At 57.0% G+C, this 17,224-nt stretch carries 12 protein-coding genes; 8 read left to right on the top strand and 4 right to left on the bottom strand.

Going from position 1 to position 17,224, the window contains the following annotated elements; all coding sequences use genetic code 11:
- Positions 1-24: 24 nt before the first annotated feature.
- The 4 genes from H6815_01580 (at position 25) to H6815_01565 (ending at position 6,994) form a co-directional block, all read left to right on the top strand.
- Positions 25-2,076: an HlyD family efflux transporter periplasmic adaptor subunit gene (locus tag H6815_01580; GenBank protein ID MCB9859118.1), complete on the top strand. Its 2,052-nt coding sequence runs from the start codon at positions 25-27 to the stop codon at positions 2,074-2,076.
- The gene (locus H6815_01575) at positions 2,077-4,269 is read left to right on the top strand and encodes an efflux RND transporter periplasmic adaptor subunit (GenBank protein ID MCB9859117.1); all 2,193 of its coding nucleotides are present in this window, start codon (positions 2,077-2,079) and stop codon (positions 4,267-4,269) included.
- Between the two features lie 7 nt (positions 4,270-4,276).
- Positions 4,277-6,286 (top strand): hypothetical protein, encoded by a 2,010-nt coding sequence (locus H6815_01570; GenBank protein MCB9859116.1) that lies wholly within the window; start codon positions 4,277-4,279, stop codon positions 6,284-6,286.
- 102 nt (positions 6,287-6,388) lie between these two features.
- Positions 6,389-6,994 carry a hypothetical protein gene (locus H6815_01565; protein MCB9859115.1) on the top strand — a complete coding sequence of 202 codons (606 nt, stop codon included), beginning with the start codon at positions 6,389-6,391 and terminating at the stop codon, positions 6,992-6,994.
- Positions 6,995-7,007: 13 nt separating this feature from the next.
- On the opposite strand, the gene H6815_01560 is transcribed toward H6815_01565, so the two are convergent.
- From H6815_01560 to H6815_01550, 3 genes are read right to left on the bottom strand one after another with little or no spacing between them, the layout of a single operon-like run.
- On the bottom strand, positions 7,008-8,318 hold the full coding sequence (locus H6815_01560) for a SpoIIE family protein phosphatase (GenBank protein MCB9859114.1): 1,311 nt from the start codon (positions 8,316-8,318) through the stop codon (positions 7,008-7,010).
- 56 nt (positions 8,319-8,374) lie between these two features.
- Positions 8,375-8,926, bottom strand: a complete 552-nt coding sequence (locus tag H6815_01555; GenBank protein MCB9859113.1) for a DUF192 domain-containing protein — start codon at positions 8,924-8,926, stop codon at positions 8,375-8,377.
- Positions 8,923-9,924, bottom strand: coding sequence for a tRNA glutamyl-Q(34) synthetase GluQRS (locus H6815_01550; GenBank protein ID MCB9859112.1), 1,002 nt, complete (start codon positions 9,922-9,924; stop codon positions 8,923-8,925). Before H6815_01550 ends, H6815_01555 begins: the two co-directional genes overlap by 4 nt.
- Before the next feature lie 155 nt (positions 9,925-10,079).
- On the opposite strand from H6815_01550, the gene H6815_01545 reads away from it, so the two are divergent.
- Both H6815_01545 and H6815_01540 read left to right on the top strand, forming a co-directional pair.
- Positions 10,080-10,388: a 4a-hydroxytetrahydrobiopterin dehydratase gene (locus H6815_01545; protein ID MCB9859111.1), complete on the top strand. Its 309-nt coding sequence runs from the start codon at positions 10,080-10,082 to the stop codon at positions 10,386-10,388.
- Positions 10,389-10,561: 173 nt separating this feature from the next.
- A complete protein-coding gene (locus H6815_01540; protein MCB9859110.1) occupies positions 10,562-11,110 on the top strand; it encodes a hypothetical protein in 549 nt (182 codons plus the stop codon).
- Between the two features lie 62 nt (positions 11,111-11,172).
- Here H6815_01540 and H6815_01535 read toward each other — a convergent pair whose 3' ends face one another.
- Positions 11,173-11,991 (bottom strand): type III pantothenate kinase, encoded by an 819-nt coding sequence (locus tag H6815_01535; GenBank protein ID MCB9859109.1) that lies wholly within the window; start codon positions 11,989-11,991, stop codon positions 11,173-11,175.
- Positions 11,992-12,042: 51 nt separating this feature from the next.
- On the opposite strand from H6815_01535, the gene H6815_01530 reads away from it, so the two are divergent.
- Both H6815_01530 and H6815_01525 read left to right on the top strand, forming a co-directional pair.
- The gene (locus H6815_01530; protein MCB9859108.1) at positions 12,043-13,125 is read left to right on the top strand and encodes a hypothetical protein; all 1,083 of its coding nucleotides are present in this window, start codon (positions 12,043-12,045) and stop codon (positions 13,123-13,125) included.
- Positions 13,126-13,444: 319 nt separating this feature from the next.
- Positions 13,445-17,164, top strand: a complete 3,720-nt coding sequence (locus tag H6815_01525) for a hypothetical protein (GenBank protein ID MCB9859107.1) — start codon at positions 13,445-13,447, stop codon at positions 17,162-17,164.
- Positions 17,165-17,224: the final 60 nt, after the last annotated feature.

Genomic DNA, 17,224 nt, shown 5'->3' with positions numbered 1-17,224 from the left:
ACTGGATACAGGAGAGATTGCGGGTTGATCGACGTATCAAACATCAAGGCTTCCGGCTGGAACAGGGTGGTTGAAGAACTTGCGTCACCTGCGCCGGATGACCGCATCTTTCTTGCTCGGCTTGCGTCAGTGCTGGGGCGGGTATCCAGTGCGCGGCTTGCACTCCTGTTCCGCGTTCCCATGTCGCAGGAGAGCCCAGAGCCCGACCACGAGCAGGCGCCCGAGCTCATGTTCATCTGGCCCGCTGAACATATGCTGAAGATGGGTGGGAAACCGGACCTTGGTGTGCGCGTTCCGGACGAGATTGCAGATCAGGTCGAAGCAATCCATGATCAGCGTATCGCGGCTCGCGTAGTTGCGAGTGGAGCGGGTTCCAGCAGCGTGCGCGTGTTCAAGCTTGAAGAGAACTCCGAGTATTACACAAGCGATGCGCCAAAGGGCATGGTTGTTGCAGTTTCGGTCCCGCTCGTTGAAGCGCCAAATCAGCCCGCGCCAATAGGCGATCGCGCTGTTATCACGATTCTGATCGAAAACCGTTCTCAGCAGGCCTTGCACACGACCCTTGCAATGATCGAGTCGCTTGTTGGATACGCGCATACGCACGTTGTGCGCCAGGTGGCAAATCGCACGAAGCAGTCGAGCGCTGCGCTCGATCTCGCAGGCAGACTTATCGCGTCGATAAACACTGCCAAGGGGTTCAAGGGCGCGTGTATGCAGGTCGCAAATGATCTGAGCAGGTACGCCGGGGCAGATCGTGTCACCATCGGCTGGGCAGCAAGCGTTGGCAACAAGGCTAACGCAGGGCAGGCCTGTCGCGCTGTCGCGATGAGCGATACCGAGCATCTTGATCGGCGCACCAATCTCATCCAGCGTATCGAAGCAGCGATGGACGAGTGCCTCGATCAGGAGCAACCCGTTGTGTATCCCCAGCCTCCCGAGACGGGCGAGGGTGGAGATGCGCTGCTCGGTCGAGCAATCGTTCATTCCCATCGTGAGCTTGCCTCTGCTGATGCTCGGCTCAAGATCGCGTCGATCCCACTGCGCATCGATGATGGTGTTGTTGGTGTTGTCACGATTGAATCAACGCACGAAGGACAGGTCTCGCCGACGATCATCGAGATGATCCAGGCGACGCTCGATCTTGTGTCGCCCGTGTTGGTGCTTCGCAAGAGTGACGATCGTGTGCTGCCATTGCGTGCGTGGGACGAATCGTTGAAAGTTGGGGCGTGGGCAGTGGGACCAAAGCACACCGCGTGGAAGCTCGGCGCGATCGCGCTAGGGCTGTTCATGCTGTTTGCGACGCTTGTGCCGCTACCGTACCGTGTTGAAGCACCAATGGAACTGCGCCCTGTCGAGGAACGCGTTGTGTCTGTTCCTTTCGGTGGGATTCTGTCCGTGTTGCCCGATGGCATTGAGCCGGGTGCTGAGGTTGTCGAGGGTGATCTGCTCGCGACGCTTGACACATCCGAGATGCTCGATCGCCTGGCTGAATCGATGGCGAATCTTGAGCTTGCGGACAAACAGGCCGACGCGGCACGCAACGCTGGTAAGTTCGACGATGAGGATCAGGCGCGCGCTCGTGCAACCCAGGCGCGCGCGCAGATCGACGTGATCAACCAGTATCTCTCACGATCAGAAATTCGTGCGCCGATCTCGGGCACGATTATCGCGGGCGATCTTGCGTCGAGTGTCGGCCAGACACTTCAGCAGGGGCAGCCGTTGTTCCAGATCGCGCAGCTTGAGGGCATTCGTGTCGTGGCGCGTGTGCGTGACGAGGACATCAAGCTCGTGAATGATCGACTCGCGCGTGAGGGTGAGGTCACCGGGTACATGGCAACAAAGGCGCAGCCGGGCAAGCGCGTGCCGATCGTTGTCGAGCGTGTGGTTCCATCGGCACAGCCGATCGACGGACAGAATGTCTTTGAGGTCTACGCGAAGCTTGCTGACGAGGCGCAGGGCAGCGTCTTCCGTCCCGGGCTTGAAGGGATCGTGAAACTTGATTCCGATCGCCGTCCATTGATCGATATTGTGACTCGCAGATTGCGGAATCGCATCCGCCTGTGGATGTGGTGGTAAATGAGAGAACGCGAGCGTCCCACATTCAGCCCGGTCTGGCATCGCGTTGCGCGCATGACGCCCACGCTGCGCTCGCACGTGCAGATCACGCGCCAGCATTATCGCGGTCGGCGCTGGCACGTGGTGCATGATCCCACGTCCAATCAGTTCTATCGCCTCAGCCCTGTTGCGTATGAGATGGTTGGACTGCTCGACGGCGCGCGCACGGTCGAGGAGGTCTGGACGCACGCGCTCGAACGTCACGGCGATGCTGCGCCAACGCAGAACGAGGTTGTCGAACTGCTCGGGCAGTTGTACTCATCGAATCTTCTGCGTGTTGAAGACACGCCGGATGTTGAGCAGCTGCTCACACGATCCAACAAGCGTCTGAAGGGTCAGGTGATCCAGAAGGCGCTGGGTATCATGTATTTCAAGATCCGGCTGTTCAATCCTGACTGGATTCTCGAAAAGCTGGAGCCCGTGTTCCGCCCGCTCATCGGCCAAACTGGCTTTGTGTTCTGGCTGGTGTGGGTGCTTGCAGCAATCTATCCGCTTCTGACAAACTTCGACAGTTTCAGCACTGGGTTTGACAGCGCGATTGCGCCGAGCAACTGGTTCTGGCTTTCCATTGTCTTTGTGATCACGAAGATCATCCACGAGACCGGGCACGGTGTGATCTGCAAACGTTACGGCGGGCTTGTGCCCGAGACGGGCGTGATGATCCTTGTGCTGTTCCCGTCGCCGTATGTCGATGCGTCATCGTGCTGGGCGTTCCCCAGCAAGTGGAAGCGCATGGCGGTTGGTGCGGGCGGCATGATATTTGAGCTTGCCATCGCAGCTGGTGCAGCGTGGGTCTGGGCGATGACATTGCGAGGCGATGAGTCCACCGGGCTGGTCAATCAGATCGCCTACAACATCGTGTTCATCTCCAGCATCTCGACAGTGCTGTTCAACGCTAACCCGCTCATGAAGTTCGACGGGTACTACATCCTCTCGGATCTGCTCGAAGTGCCGAACCTCATGCAGCGTTCGCAGCAGATGATCCAGCATCTGATCAAGAAGCACGCGTATCGGCTGAAGGACGATCGTCCGCCGTCAACCGTGCCGAGTGAGCGACGTATTCTTGTTGTGTTTGGGATTCTGTCGCTGCTCTACCGTGTGTTTCTGTTTGTTTCGATCACGTTGTTCGTCATGGGCAAGATGTTTGGGCTCGGTGTTGTGCTTGCAGTATGGACCATGGCATCGTGGTTCATCTTCCCTGCGGGCAAGTTCATCCACTGGCTGTCATCCTCGCCGCAGCTTGCGGACCATCGCATGCGCGGGCTGGGCACATCGCTCGTGATTGGTGCTCTGGGGATAACAGTCCTGGGCATCATCCCGATGCCCGATGCAAGGTATGCCAACGGGATTGTGGAATCGAAACACCGATCCGGTGTGTTCTTTGGCTCACGCAACGGGTTTGTGACAGAGGTGTTTGTCGAGCCGGGGCAATGGGTCGAGGCAGGCCAGGTGCTGCTGGTGTGCGAGAGCCCGCAGTTGCTCAGCGAGATCGCCTCCGCAGAGGGCTCGCTGGCCGAGCGCCAGAGTATTACGCGATCGATTGCAACGCGCAGTGCTGCAGCGATCGATGTCGCCCAAACATACATCGATGCGATCAATCAGCAACTCGATACGTTGTATCGGTTGCGTGAGAAGCTCGTTGTGCGAGCGCCGCACGCCGGTCGTGTCATCGGGCCGGACCCCGGTCGGCTGCTTGGCTCGTACCTGAGTCAGGGCGATCACATCTGCGAGGTTGTTGACACAGAAAACGTGCAGGTGGCTGCGGATATGTCCACCGCGCAATGGCTGCCAGTTCTTGATCACAGGATTGAGGAAGGCCAGATCAACGCCTCTGTGCGCAGGCTTGCCGATGTGTCATCGTCGGTCAGGACCACGGATGTGACATTCGTTGAGGGCGGCACCCGCCAGTTGAGCCATGCGGCGCTCGGGTACGCGGGCGGTGGTGATATCGAGATCGACCAGACGCAGGAATCGGGTCTTGTCTCGCGCAGACCACACTTCGTTGTCGAACTGCAACTCCCGGAAGATACGGATGCGACATTCGGCGTGCCGGGCGAGCGTGTTCGCGTGCGCTTTGCGCTCGAACCCAAGCCGTTGATCGCGCAATGGGCCGATCGTCTGCGCCGGCTTGTCCAGGGGCGTGCTCAGTTGTAGGTGAACGATGTCCCAGGCACTCACACGCTACAACGTTCTGCATGAATCGCTGCGCAGCAGACGGCGCAGGCCCGAGTTTTCCCATGGAATCGATGCGATCGCGACACGTCTGCTGGTGCGGAATGATGCGCGCCAGTTCACGATTGCGCAGCTTCGATCTGAAGCGGAAGCTGTTGCTGTTCTTGCACCAAAGATGCACGCGATGTCTGAGGCTGCGCTTGATGACGCTGTGATGGCGGTGCGAGAGACGTTCGTTCGTCAGCGTCAGGACACGGAAACACTGCACCACGGGCTTGCGCTTGTGCGAGAGGTTGCTCGCAGACAGATTGGTGAGGAAGCGTACATCGTGCAGTTGATGGCTGCGCTTGCAATGTCCCGCGGGCGTGTCGTTGAGATGGTTACGGGCGAGGGCAAGACGCTGACGGGATCAATCGCTGCGGTGCTTATTGCGTGGCAGCGCAGGCACCTGCACATTCTCACCGTCAATGATTACCTCGCGCGTCGCGACGCAGAATCCCGCAAGCCGATCTATGCCCGTTGTGGATTGAATGTTGGTGCTATCCAGCAGGAGCAAGCGCCGGACGAGCGGTTTGGGTTGTACGCGCGTTCCATTGTCTATGGCACGCCCAAGCAGATCACAGCGGACTGGCTGCGCGATCAGATCCGTCTGCGCAAGATCGACTCGGCGTGGTCGGGGCGCTCGTTGATGGCGCGATCGCCGCAGGGCATGCAGGCGGGGCCGATGGTGCCGGGACTGCGTGCCGCACTCGTTGATGAAGCGGATGCGGTGCTGATCGACGAGGGGGTTGTGCCACTGATCATCGCGCAGTCGCGACAAGGCGATTCGATGTCCGGTGTGTATCGTGCTGCTTCACACATGGCTGCACAACTTGATGAGGGGCCCGATTACACAATCGATCACGTTCGTCGCAAGGCGGAACTCCGTAAACGCGGCGAACAGCGATGCGACGAGATGTTCGAACGCACAAACGAACCCATCTTCCGTGCGCGTCGGCGCGGGCAGGAGCTTGTTCGTCAGGCGCTGGTAGCTCGCCATTGCTATCGCAGGGGCGATCAGTACCAGATTGTTGACGGTCGCGTTGTGATCGTGGATGAATACACGGGGCGGTTCCTTGCAGATCGGTCATGGGAGCACGGACTGCACCAGGCGGTCGAAGCGAAGGAGCAGGTCGAGATTACAGCCGATCGCGAGACAATGGCTCGCATGAGCTTCCAGCGGTTCTTTCGCAGTTATCCGTTCCTTGCGGGGATGACGGGTACCGCTGCCGATGCAACCGGCGAGATTGAGCACGTGTATCGCACGCCGGTGGTTGTTATCCCAACCAACAAGCCACTCATCCGCAAGCAGTTGCCCATGCGCATTTTCAACGATGCAAAGACGAAGTGGAACGCGATCGTGGAATCGATCGAGCAGGTCAATGCGTCAGGAAGACCGGTGCTTGTCGGCACGCGGTCCATTGAAGCGTCCGAGCATGTGTCTCGTCTTCTCGAGGAACGCGGGATGGTTCATCGTGTGCTCAACGCGTATCACGACGAGGAAGAGGCGGAACTGATTGTGCTTGCAGGACGAGCGGGCGGTGCTGAGGGACCCGCGATCACAGTCGCGACAAACATGGCAGGTCGCGGGACGGACATCAAGCTCGATGAAGCTGCGCGCATGGCAGGTGGGCTGCACGTCATGCTGACCGAGATGCATACCGCGAAACGCATCGATCGTCAGTTCATCGGGCGCGCGGGCAGGCAGGGTGATCCCGGATCCGCACAGATATTTGTCTCGTTCGACGACGACCTCATGCGTCTTTACGCGCCACGCGTCGGGCAGCGACTCCGCTCACGGATGACATCCGAGGAGATGGCGCACGAGTCATCGTTGTGGAAACTCTCCTCGCGCATCTGGCGGTTCGCACAAAGGCGCGCTGAGGCTCGTTCGCGTCGGAACAGATCGAGCGTACTCCGCCAGGACGACTGGATTGAGAAGCATCTGCCGGGTGCCTAAGTTAGGATTCATTCAAATAACTCGTATTTCGATTTTTCTTGCTGTAAATGCGGTGTTTGTTGTATACTGGGATCATCGTGGGCAGGGAAGGAGATTGACATTATGTGGCATCGTTCTGGTTGTCTTGCGTGTGTGTGTAGTGCGTTTGTCATGTCGTTGACATGCGGTGTTGCTGCGGACGTGTTTGTTGAGATTACTTATGCCGGGCAGCAGCCGGATGGGTTGTGGGACAGCATCCCATTCGGCGGTCAAGGCACCTTCGATATCTGGATGTGGGGGACCGGGCCTGACACCGAACTTAAAGCGTTTGTTATGGTTGTCGGTGGAACGCCTGCTGCACACAACACCGAATGGACGGCTCTTTCAGTGGGTCAGGTAGATCCGCACAACTATTTTACGAACTCGCTTATAGAAGATAATGGAGAACTCAACACAGGCTTGCTTGATGGCATCGCAATCATTCCGTCGTTGCCAAATGAGCCCGGTGTTCCATTTGATTCGCTCGCAAACGCAAAGCGTATCTATGCAGGGTTTGATGCAGTCAACATCGCTGCAGGTGGTGAGTTGACAGCTGCTCTTGCTCTTATTCATACAAACGTGGCGACAGGTCGACCGGTGACTGTCATCGGTGTTGTCGAAACACCAGCTCCGGGTACAGCAGGTTTGCTTGGTTGTACAGGCTTGCTTGCATTGCGCCGCAGGCGATAACGAGTTGTAGGGCTTACGCAGCAGCTCTGCTCTGCTGAGCAGCCTTCGGCGCGATAACGAGAGCTGTCAGGTCGTCAGCCTGATGCAGTGAGCCCGCGTGCCCACCCACAATCCCTCGCAACGCATTAACGACATTCTGCAGGCATCCATCAGTCTTTGTCGGCCAGGGAAGATTTGCAAAGTGGTTGACATATTCTCGCGAGCCACGTCGTTGAATCTTGTTTGCTTCCTCGTCGTCAGGGAATGCGGTTTCAAACCCATCTGAGTAAATAAGGAGCGACTGCCCGGGAGTGAGTGTCAGGGTGAGATCCTCATATTGGGCTTCCGGGAACACGCCGAGCATCGGCCCTGCCGCATCCACCTCTTTGACGTAGCCGTTTGAGCCATCGAGACCCGCAAGCAGCGCGGGTGGATGTCCAGCACACGCGATTTTGAGTGTGTTCGTGTTCGCGTCGAACGAACCTGCAATCGCTGTCGCAAATCTGCCGCGCCCTGCTCCGGCGCATGAGAGTTCAGTATTCAAGTGTGCTATGCGCGCAGCTGGTGAGTCCTCGTAGCTTGATTTACTTGCGACTGCGATATCCGCATCCTTGTTCATCGCGCGGCAGATCAGCACAGAAAGCAGCGCAGCAGGCATGCCGTGGCCGACCGCATCAGCAAGGAAGAACCAGACAACGCCCGGTGCAACCTCTCGCACGCCATACACATCACCACTCACAAATCCGACCGGCTGGAAAAGCACGCCGATATCTGCACCATCCACCTCTGGGAGGTCCTTGGGCATGAGCTCCTGCTGGATCTGGCCGGCGAGTTGGAGTTCCTCATTCACCTGCTCCATGTGTCTGACGGCGCCCTGTGTTGACGACTGCACAATTGCAAGTTCTGCCAGCACTGCATCGACGAGAGACTGTCCTGCACTCGTGCCGCGCATCGCAGAGGCTAGTTGCTCTGCTGGTGTATCCAGGGGCAACAGCAGCACATTTGGGTGAGCGCACGAGATCGCGTTGATATGCTGCGCATGACACAGCATGATCGATACTCTGTCGAGCGAGCGCACACGCGACATCAATCGATTGATCTCGCTTGCATCAAGTGCTGGATCACACACGCACACGAGTTGGCACGAGAGCAGATCCGAGGACTCGGGCGCAGAAAACACATCATCGATTGACGAATGCACAAGACTCAACTGCTCGTCATCAGACCAGCAGTTCACCAGATTCGTCTCGAGCGAGCGAGTGATCAGGTCAACCTGCGGTGTGTACGACGATACCGCGATACATGCGCAGAAAGACGGTGCGGCGTTCCTGTGTGTTCTGCCCAAGGTCTGATCCTCTTGGTGCGACGCGCACAACACGCGCTGCATATAGAGTGATCGGGTTAGGATGCAAGGTCCTTGAGCTTCCCAGTGTCCAACGTGACCTGATCGCCTACTTTGACACCGATTTCGGCCATCCGACCGCCGCGAAGTTCGATAACAAACTGCACATTGCTGAATCGGCTTGGGTATCTCTTCAGCCGAGCGTTGTACTCGGCATCGGACTCGCCCTCGCGTTGTGGCTCTTCCACCGTCATCTCATGCATCGTGAGAATCTTCCCCCGGGAATCGAGATACATGATGTCAATGTCAATGGGGCAGTGGCGCATGACAAACGACTGCGAAGACGGCGATCGAAACACAAAGATCATGCCGCCGTCGTCGGCAATGAAATCACGATTGCTCAACCCCTGGAAACGTGTATCAGCGTTCGTTGCCAGTTCGAGCGTGAATCGCTTCCCGGCGATCTGAACCGACGTCACCTTGTCAGTAGTGACGGTCCCGCTTTGGCAGTTTGAAAGTGTCATGACAGCACCAATAGCAGCTGCCAGCGCGACGAGTAGCAGACCAATGCGGATCTTGATGTTACTTGAAGACTGAGCTGCACGTGTCATGATTCATCTCCTATCAGCCAGCGCTCGTCCTGTGGTGTAAAGACCACACGGTCGCGGGGCATTCTATCGTACCGAAATCGCACAAGAAACTCGGCTGCGGACATTGGTTTCGGCTCAGTTCTGGGCAAAACTCCGCTCCACGCAGCTATCAGCCCCGTGACACGTTCGGCTGAGACACCTTTCTGGCGATACATCGAGAGACGTGAATCGCCATGACGCTTTGCCAGTCGCCTGCCATCCGCACCAACTACGAGAGGCAGATGCCAGTAATGGATGGAATCTTCTGGTGCTGTGATGTACTCGAGAGCGATTCCAAGCAGGATCTGCCGACTCGTTGATTCCAGCAGGTCGTCACCACGGATCACGTCTGTGATACCCTGCCTGTAGTCATCGACGACAACTGCAAGCTGGTACGCTGGCTGATCCTGCTTCGTCCAGACAACGAAATCGCCGGTGATGTTGCTCGGGTTGAATGACTGTGTGCCTGCAATAACATCGGTGAACCCGACGTCAACGTCGTGGACAACAAAGCGCCATCCCATGGCAGATGGTGCACTCGAGTTTGGTGGCGTGTGCTGCGAGAATGTGCTTGGGCGCAACGATTCGTCCATCCGCAGTGATGCGGGAAAGAGCAGTTCGTGTGACCCCTCTTGGGGTGCAGACGCAGCTTGTGAAATCTCATTTCGAGACAGTGCGCATGGATAGACCAGTCTGCGTGCAGCAAGCTTGTCCATTGCCTCGATGTAGGGCGCTAGATCTGCTGTCTGCGTGACGGGGTCTCCATCCCAGTCAATCCCCAGCCATTGAAGGTCGTCGATTGCCTGCTGCATCGCCCATGGCTTGGTCCGCGGAGTGTCAAGATCCTCAATCCGCAACATGATGTTCCAGTGTCTCTGCCGGGCAATAGCCCAGTTAATCAGAAAACTTCGCGCATTCCCAAGATGGAGTGCCCCCGTCGGAGACGGTGCGAGGCGGGTTTTGTGTTCCTTGGCGGGCATTCGTTTGGAAATTGTTTGTAAACCGGGCTGGACTTGGTGCGAATATGGGTACAGTGTTCGCTTCATATCGGCGGCTGGCGATGAGGGAGCCATCCGGTCGATCTGCTGAGCAAACACACACCCGTGGGTGGGGCCACGGCAGAGGAACCGTCATGATGACCCAGGCACTCGACAAACTCGATGACAAGGCAATCCAGTCCGCGCTGGATGAGCGTGCAGACTGGGACGAGATTTCAGGCGTGATCCGCCGAACATACGCGTTCGATGACTTTGTCCAGGCGATGGTGTTTGTCAACCGGATTGCAGATGAAGCGGAGCGAGTCCAGCATCATCCCGACATTCTCATCAGGTACAACAAGGTTACATTGTCGCTCTCAACGCATGATGCAAACGGCATCACCATGAAGGACTTTGCATTTGCGGATGCTGCAGACAAGCTGAATGAGTTTGAATCTGCAAACTGATGCTTGTGTGTTAGTGCAGGTCCGAATAGCACACGACTACATGTCCAATAAACATAATTCTGCTCATTGGTTGTATTGAGTGTGCACCTGCAGAGCGTTTTTACTTTGGCATCCCGCTTTCTGGTGATATATTGCATCTACGGACGCCTGACAGCGTTCTGAGGAGAGTATAGATGAAGACGAGCAATGCACTGCTGTGCAGCGCGCTGGTTGCGCTGCTTGGTGGAACGACCGCTGCCTCTGCGCAGACCCGCAGTTCGTTCCTTTCCGTTGATGCCATCGCGGGCGTGTCTGTGACACAACTGACTGCAACCTCGTTCGAGGTCTCGGTGAGTTCGAGTCCAACATTCTCGGTGGGCGGCTCCACATACAACATTACAGATCTCTTCGGATTCTGGGCGTTGGCGGATACCAACGACCTGCTCGGTACGTCCACATCTTCATTCAGCGTGTGGAACGAGAACGAGAACAATGCCAGCGCTGGCGGCATTGCAGGCTGGAAGACCAATCCCAACACCGGATTGACAGCGTCAACAACGCTTGTGTTCAACTTCGATGCGTTTGATGCGAATGAGGTCGATCGGTTCGGGTTCCATGTGCGTCTTGATGGCACATTCCCGGGTACGTCTGGTAACACGGGGCACATTACAGTCGTTCCTGCGCCCGCGACGTTCGCCGGGTTTGCTGGTCTCGGTCTGGTTGCGACGCGCCGTCGACGCTGAGGTAGAAACTCATACATCACATATCGCCTCACCGATCTTACTGGTCGGTGAGGCTTTCTTATTTACGACGAAACTTCCTCTTCCCCCGCCAGCGCGACATCGCACACCGCTTTGATACCAAGCAGTTGCAGGTCGGGCACGATGTGCTCGACCACATCGTCATTTGAGAACAACCGCACAGCGTCGCCACCGGTTGCAACGACCTGCGGGTACCCCTCGTAATGCTCAGCATACTTCATGACGAGTTCGTGGACGGCACCGACAATGGCAGCACGTACGCCGACTGCAATCGCATCGGCCGTGTCCCTACCCCACGGTGTTGCTGCGTCGGGCTCATGGCATGGGCTGATGTCTGGGATTGCCGCGGTGCTCGTGTGGAGTGATCGCAGCATCATGCCCAGTCCCGGCAGGATTGCACCACCATGGAATGTGCCCTCGCCATCAACAAAGTTGATAGTGACCGCAGTACCGGTGTCGACAACAATGCACGCCTGACGTGCTCGTGAGTATGCGCCGAGTGCGCAGAGCAGCCGATCCTGCCCGACTGTCGATGCATCCTTCAGATTGTGGGGTATCTCGATGGGCAGATCGGTACCAATCCGAAATACGCCCGGGTCTGCTGGGAGCAGTGTGCCAAGCGCATCGCAGACAGTCTTTGCAACGGGTTCATTCACCGATGCGACTGCGGCGGCTCGTGTGCCAGACCTTGAAACCAGGTCGGCGAGTCGGTCGGCGGGGTTGGGTGTTTCAGCATTTACCCATCGTTCGGAACGATCGAGTTGATTGCCGATAAAAACACCAGCAGCAGTGCGGGTGTTTCCCACTGCCACAGCGAGCAGCACTGGTTGGGTCTGTGATGACGCTTTGGAGTTGTCAGCCATACGCTGAGCATATTCCAACGCTCTGCAAGGTACAGGGGGAGATGCAGCAGGATGCTGACATGCGCGGTTGACAGTTCGCTCAAGCGGATCCAGGTGGACGGGTTCTCGTTCCCGCTGGGTGTGTATCCGCTGGAATCAATGGTGCCCACTCCCGGGTACACGGTGGAGTTCGAGCCTGCAGACACGGACTCTGACGAATGGGATGAATGGCCTGACAGATACCTGTTCGATATCAACATCAGCGCGAATCGGCTGGGGGCGCTGCTGCGACTGCTGCTCACGCTCGCGCCAGGGCGCGTCTTTCCGATTCTGGATGTTCTTGGCGTTGATGCGTATCGCGAGGTCGATCCGTATCTTGCCTACGAACTCATCGGCATCGAGCACGTTATCGATGCGCTGCGTCGGTTTGAGACATTTCTGCTTGAGGATGGGCTCGTCGGGTTTGGCGTGATGAGCGAAAACCCGTTCATGTACCTCTTTCTTGATGAGCACAAGATACTGACGCTGCGGGTTGAGGTCCATCTGCGCGAACAGGTTGAAGCCATGCTTGCTGCGTTCGAACTGATGCCCGTCGAGGAACTTGCGAGCGTTGATTCGTCAACACATGAGCACACCAGCGTGCTGATCGCGCCGGAAGATCGGCCAGATTTACTCTCACCCGAGGAAATTGTTGAATATCTGCGCGACCATTGGCTGCTGACATTGAATGTTGACCCAGAGTCAAATGTGGACGACGAGGGCAACGATCTCGGGTTTACTGCCTGGCGATGCCTCGTCAGATGCCGGATGGAAAAGCCGACGCCCCAGACACGATACGCCGAGGTGTTTCTTCTTGCGGATGGTCTGATGCGCGCAGAGGAACTTGCACTGGAATCAACGGGCGAGTGGCCGGACAACAACTCGAAGCAACCGCAACGGTCAGCCCCATCGACAAGTACAGCGCCAAAGCCGACCCGTGGCAAACCCACCGAACAACCTTCGGAAGATGTCGAGTTGACTGAACGAGCAATGGTGCTCGCAGATCGGGTGCTTGCCGAGGAGGTTGCCAAGGTTCTTCGGGAACCCGCGATGATTCGAAGCATCGAACAGGCAAAGGCTGCTCGCGTGCTGCGTGTTCGCTGGCTTGAGGGATGAGATTCGGGCAGAACAGCCCAAACTGGATGCAGCCAGCCTTGACGTTCGGTCTTCTCGTGAGGCGAGTTGAGAAACCGATCCGTGAAAATGCGGATCCAACCCCTGCTGGCAGCCGTATCACAATGCCCAGCAGGTGGTGTGTTCATTCGGATGGTTCTATCTGAATGAACTTGGTTATGCGATGGTGTTGCGGTGTATTGACGCTCACTGTCGGTTTAGCCAGGGAGGCTCCACGCCATGACCATGGCGCGTAGGCTTTGTACATCCGTTGGCAGGCTGTTCGGGCCTGCCAATCCACGAACCAGAACCATGTCGTGTCGTGCCACAGATGATGTGCGATGCGCAGAACTCTGCTCGTGGTGCATTTGATTGGGTGCCGGGTCAGCCCGGCACGGTTTGCGAGCATACGCTCGTCCCTGCGACTCGCGGGGCAAGCCCTCTGTCATCAGGCTGTCATCCAATCGCAACCGCCTTATTCGGCAATCCCGTCGCAGCATTACGTCACACAGTCACCCCGTTCATTGTGCATGATCCGGAGATACGCATGGCTCGCACCAACAAGCGATCAGGCCCGCTCTCAACAACATTCGTCGCAAGTGCCATGTCAATGGCTGCTTTGCAGTGCTCAATTGTCGCTGCTGCTGGCATGCCGGTCGACGCATTTGATGGCTTGCCCGAGCCAACCGTTATGACGGCTGGGCTTGCGCACGAGCAGGCATCAAAGCTGCTCGAGCAGGGCAAACCTGTCCACGCACTCGACATTGTTCGTTCGATGCTGTTGGGACCAGCGAGTGACGAGCTTTCACCTGATCAGTCAGATCGTCTTCTCTCGCTGGCGACTATCGCAAAGGAGCAGATAGACCAACTCTCACCGGTTGAAGTCTCACTCCAGCGTGCAGAACTCGCGATGCAACAGGGCGATCTTGCCGTCGCAGAGGTTCACGCATCGCGTGTGCTTGAAACAAGCACTGCGCTGCGTGCCGATCGCTCGCGGGCTGAAGCTGTGATGATACGTGTGAGTGAGATGCGAGGAGATCTTGAGCCGATGCTGACGCGCGTGCTGTCGCAGGCAGAGCGAGATTTCCACGCGGGCCGGTACGCCGACGCAAAGCAGGGGTTCTCACGCATCCGTCGCAGCGGCATCACACTGACGAGCGGCCAGGAGCACACACTTACCTCGTACCTTGATCGTCTGATCGAGCTTGAGCGTGTCAATGGCGGTGCGTTTGAGCCAACCCGCACGCTCGGCCTGCTCACTCAGCCCGATGAGCCACAACCCGGCGTCGTGTCACCAATCACACCATCAAACACAACGCCCAACAACAATGTTGAGCCGCCGAGTCGTCCTGCAACACAGCCAGACCCGACTGTTCCTGCAACATACCAGCCAGATAATCCCGCAACATCGCCTTCGCAGCCTTCAACAAATCAGCCCGTAGTGACAATCGATCCTCAGGCAAACAATCAGCCGTCCATCACGCAGATTGAGATTCAGGCCCGCAGGTTGCAGGCACAGGAGCTGCTCGCAGAAGCCGATCAGGCATATATTGCGAACAACTTCGCTCGTGCTCGCGATCGTTATAACACACTGCTGAATAACTTCTCCGATGTGCTTGACGCAACACAACTCGAGCAGGCCAGAACGCGTTTGCAGAACTCCAGCATCGAGATGCGTGGCCCCGACAGCGTTGATCCGGATGCTCACGGCCAAGGGATTGAACTGCAGCGTCAGGTCATCCGTGCTGAGTTTGACAACAACATCGCGACAGCAGATCGCAAACTCCAAGAAGCCGACCTGATTGCTGCTCGTGCAGCACTCGATGCAGCGCGTCTTTCCATCGATCGCAATCAGATTCTGCCCCAGTCCGAGTACGAGGACAAGCAGGCGATCATTCGCAGCGTTGGAAACAAGATCGACATGAAGCAGCGGCAGATTGACGACAAGATTCGTATTGATCAGGAAAGTCTTGAGGCAGAAAATGCAAAGGATGCAAAGGAGCGCGAAGCCCGCATCCGCGCTCAGGAAATCGACGAGCTTGTGAAGCAGGCCCGCGAGTATCAGGCAAACGGTCAGTATCGCGAAGCGCTGAGCACAGTCGATAAGCTGCTGTTCAAGTATCCTCGTGATCCGTCCGGACTGCTTCTGCACGCGGTGTATCAGGATCTTGTGTTCTTCGAGCGTGTTGCAGAAATGCGCAAGCTGCGGGCAGAGGCGTTCGCCCATCTGTCTGTGGAGAACCAGGTCGCAGCTGTTCCTCCAACGAGCATCGTCAGCTATCCCGCTGAGTGGCGTTCGTTCCAGGCAAACCGTGTTGGTGCACAGACGTATCGCGATTCGCCAGCAAACGAGATGGTGGTGACCCAGCTGCGCCAGCGCAGAGTGCCCGAGGTAGAGTTCAACGACAATACACTCGGAGACGCAATCGAGTTTGTGCGCTCGACCAGCGACCTGAACATCACGCCCCGTTGGAATCGTCTTTCGGATGTCGGGATTTCTGCCGAGACACCGATCTCTATGCAACTGACCAATGTTCCGCTCGAAACACTGCTCGATCGTATTGCAGAGGAGGTTTCTCCTGACGAACTGAGCAAGGCTGGCTGGGCAGTGATTGATGGCGTTGTGTCGTTCTCTTCAGACGAGGATATCCGTCTGCGTACGCGCGATGCTCGCTTCGTGTATGACATCTCTGATCTTCTGCTTGAGATTCCTGACTTCACACAAGCCCCGACACTGGATCTTCAGCAGGCGCTGCAGTCATCGCAGGGTGGTGGTGGGCAGAGCCCATTCCAGGATCGTGGAAACAATCAGGATCGTGAGCGTCGTCCGCTTGAGGACATGATCCAGGAAATCCAGGACATTATTCAGGAACAAGTGGATTTCGAAGGGTGGGTCGACAATGGCGGACAGACAGGCACAATGCGTGCGTGGGGCCGCAACCTCATTGTCACAAACACGCCGCGCAACCATCAGCAGATCAGCGATCTACTCAGCCAGCTTCGCGCATCGCGAGCGGTGCAGTTAAACGTGGAAACCCGGTTCCTGCTTGTGAACCAGGACTTCTTTGAGCAGATTGGGTTTGATATCGATGTTTACCTGAACTCAAACAACAATCAGTTCCGCGCGGCACGTGCACAGAACCCGATCATTCAGCCTCGTGACTTCTTTGAGAGTGGACAGCCTGTTCGAGTTGCGACGGCACCAAATCCGACCTTCCCAGCAACAATTGGTGCAACGCAGGGGTCTGCTGTTGTCAACCCAAGGCCGTGGTCCATCATTGGTATCACTGGGGATTCGTTGGGTCTGACATCAGGATTGGCTCCTGCGTCAGATTGGGCTTCAGCGATTATTGGTGGTGCGCCCGCCCTTGGTCTTGCTGGATCGTTTATCGACGATGTTTCGGTTGACTTCCTGGTCAAGGCAACACAGGCCGATAGACGCTCAACCCAGTTGACAGCGCCGCGTCTGACATTCACAAACGGTCAGATTGCAAACGTGTTTGTCGGCACACAGGTTGCGTATATCTCCGATCTCGAATCGGTTGTTGGCGAGTCGGCAGTCGGCTTCGATCCGACCGTCGATGTGACAACCGAGGGTGTGTCGCTGATTGCCGAAGGTACCGTGTCGGCAGACAGAAACTATGTCACGATGAATGTTGATACCGGTGTGTCGCGAATTGAAGGCTTTGCTCAGCAACCAGTTGTCGCGCTGGCTGGTGGTCAGTTGATTAACTCGTCAGCTGCGCAGCAGTTCATCCAGCTTCCGACTGTGACAGTCACGCGAGTCCAGACGACGGTGAATGTTCCCGATCAGGGCACCGTGCTGCTCGGTGGGCAGCGTCTCGTAACCGAGTTTGAAGTGGAATCCGGTGTGCCGGTTCTTTCAAAGATGCCAATCATCAACCGCTTCTTTACAAACCGCCTGCAGAGCAAGGAAGAGCAGACGTTGCTTATCCTGATTAAGCCAACCGTGCTTATTCAGGCTGAGCAGGAGGCTGCCCACTCACCCGGTACGTTCGGCGATGCGATCGGTGGGTTCTGATTGACCATCGAGCATTGATGATTCTCTGTACGAGGCCCGGTTTGCTCCGGGCCTCGTTTC

The organism is Phycisphaeraceae bacterium, from assembly GCA_020639155.1.
In the GTDB taxonomy this organism is placed as follows: Bacteria; Planctomycetota; Phycisphaerae; order Phycisphaerales; family UBA1924; genus JACKHF01.
Note: the sequence above shows the minus strand (reverse complement) of the source record. Positions and strands in the feature narration are given on the sequence as shown.